Source organism: Pantoea hericii (genome assembly GCF_014155795.1).
Lineage (GTDB): Bacteria > Pseudomonadota > Gammaproteobacteria > Enterobacterales > Enterobacteriaceae > Pantoea > Pantoea eucalypti.
The window spans coordinates 1-2,072 of record NZ_SCKV01000016.1 but is presented as its reverse complement, the minus strand read 5'-3'; the positions used below and the strand labels follow the sequence as shown (position 1 = coordinate 2,072).

Sequence of the window (2,072 nt, the reverse complement as noted above, 5' to 3'; positions counted from 1 at the left end):
AAACCTCGGTTTAGGCGAAGGTGCGCCCGTTATCGGTTCGCCTTTCCCCTGGCCTCACGCAAAAATGCCTAATGAACTCTTTCCCTCAATGGCTGGCATGGTCTTCCTGAAAAGTAATGGGGCAGGTTTCAGCGACACTCTCTATCCGAAACTGGCGTTAGTTTATCCGGGGTTGAAACTCGCTGATTTACGTGGTGAATTTATTCGTGGCTGGGATGATGGGCGCGGCGTGGATTCCGGCCGTACTTTATTGTCAACTCAGCAGGGATCCGTGGTGGTAGGTGACGATGGTGCGAGCACTAACACGGTGGTTGCCATAAACAACCTCGTTGACAGAGCCAGGTGGGGTTACGATGCAGCATCTCTTTCAAGCACTTCTGGCATGTATGTGTCGATGACGCCAACAACTAATGATTACGTATCAAATACGTGGCCGATAGGCGTATACGGTATTAGCCGTCCGCGTAACGTCGCATTTAACTACATCGTGAGAGCTGCATAATGGCAAAGGTAACGCTTGATAAAAACGGCCTGGCAAAATCGGCCGGCACACTGACAATTTATAATTTTGATACGGTAAGCGGCGAGTTCACTGGCTCAAATGATGAGTATCTGGCTCAGGGTGTTGGCCTTCCCGCGAATGCCTGCATCACCGCACCGCCCGTTACTGAAGCCGGGCGCGTAGCGATTTATCAGGATGGAGCCTGGACGGCTGTAGCCGATCATCGTGGGGAAACGGTTTATTCAGTTAATGATGGCTCAGCAGTAATAATCAGTGAACCGGGAGACTACCCGGCAGACACAACACTATTGAAACCTGCAACCGCCTGGGATAAATGGGACGGCGAAAAGTGGGTAACTGATTCAGCTGAAAAGAAAGCGGCGGATGTTAAAGAAGCCAATGAGCGACAGGCCGAACTGATTGCAGAAGCGAACAGCATCACACAGGCATGGCAGACTCAGCTGCGCTTAGAAATGATTACTGAATCAGATAAGGCTTCACTGATGGAATGGATGAAATACGTGCAGGCTGTTCAGGCCGTCAGCACTCAGCACGCTCCCGATGTTACGTGGCCGGAAAAGCCTGAATGAATAAAGCCCGCATATGCGGGCTTATTTTATGACAGCCTGAACTCTTTATAGTCGGTCTTATAATCCGCATCGCCATAAAAACGGCCATCATCTGGATTGTAATAAGCGCCAGGCTGCGCGGCGTTGTCTTCGCTGATTTCAATCAGATAGCAGCCCTTGATCGTAAAGTCAGACGGTGCGGCGATGGTGTTTTCAACAAGGTAGCCGCCTGTTTTAATTACTGCATATTGTTTGTTCATTATGCGTACTCACAAAAGATTGCTACGCCATTGGCTCCATCGCCGGATTTTTTGGCGTTGTAAACTGCTGCATCCGGTTTAGTCTCATCATAAAGGTTACAGGTTCCACTTCCCCCGGCCCCGTAACCTGCATCCGTACCGTTCGCGCCGCTGCCTTTATTACCCGTTGCAGATGTCTCGCCTGACAGAACGCTGGCACCGCCGTAACCGCCTAACTGCCCCTGCGTCCCCAGATAGCCCCAGCCGCCATAGTTGCCATTAGCCTTACGGATAAGCCTGTACCCGGTCGCAGTCTCTTTAAACTCTCCGACACCTGGCAGACCTGGAATCACCATCAGTGAACTGATCGTATTCGAATAATCAGCGCGCGGGCGTGTTGCTATCGAACCTGTATTACCACCTGATGCAGAAATTTTGGTACCGAACCACGTAGTGCCGCCCTTGATACCTTCCGATCCTGTTACTGCTGCACCGCCCAGGCCAATGGTCACAGGAACGCTGTCAACCTTTGCCTTTGTCAGATCAATTTCAAACTCCACATAACCGCCGCCCCCACCGCCACCGCCAGCAGCAGTATATGAGGAAGAATTTACCGCAGCGGGGCTGCTTCCACTGGCACCGGCACCGACTATCTGACAGAGCACCTTTGTAGCTGCCGGGTCAGGCGTGTAATTGCCGGAAACAGTCATAACTACAGTGCGCAAAAGCCTGCCGGAAAACTTTTCGCTAATACCGAGGTTT

3 protein-coding genes and 1 pseudogene are annotated in these 2,072 nt (G+C 51.5%); 2 read left to right on the top strand and 2 right to left on the bottom strand.

Annotated elements, in window-relative coordinates; genetic code table 11:
- Positions 1-502 (top strand): annotated as a pseudogene (locus H7K52_RS18805) (phage tail protein); the annotation flags it as partial.
- A complete protein-coding gene (locus tag H7K52_RS18800; RefSeq protein ID WP_182630347.1) occupies positions 502-1,092 on the top strand; it encodes a tail fiber assembly protein in 591 nt (196 codons plus the stop codon). The pseudogene H7K52_RS18805 and the gene H7K52_RS18800, both read left to right, overlap by 1 nt.
- A 26-nt stretch (positions 1,093-1,118) precedes the next feature.
- Here the strand turns inward: H7K52_RS18800 and H7K52_RS18795 are convergent, their stop codons facing one another.
- Positions 1,119-1,331, bottom strand: coding sequence for a hypothetical protein (locus tag H7K52_RS18795; protein WP_220486879.1), 213 nt, complete (start codon positions 1,329-1,331; stop codon positions 1,119-1,121).
- The coding region (locus tag H7K52_RS18790) for a glycine-rich domain-containing protein (RefSeq protein ID WP_476641277.1) at positions 1,331-2,072 on the bottom strand (742 nt) is incomplete at its 5' end. The genes H7K52_RS18795 and H7K52_RS18790, both read right to left, overlap by 1 nt.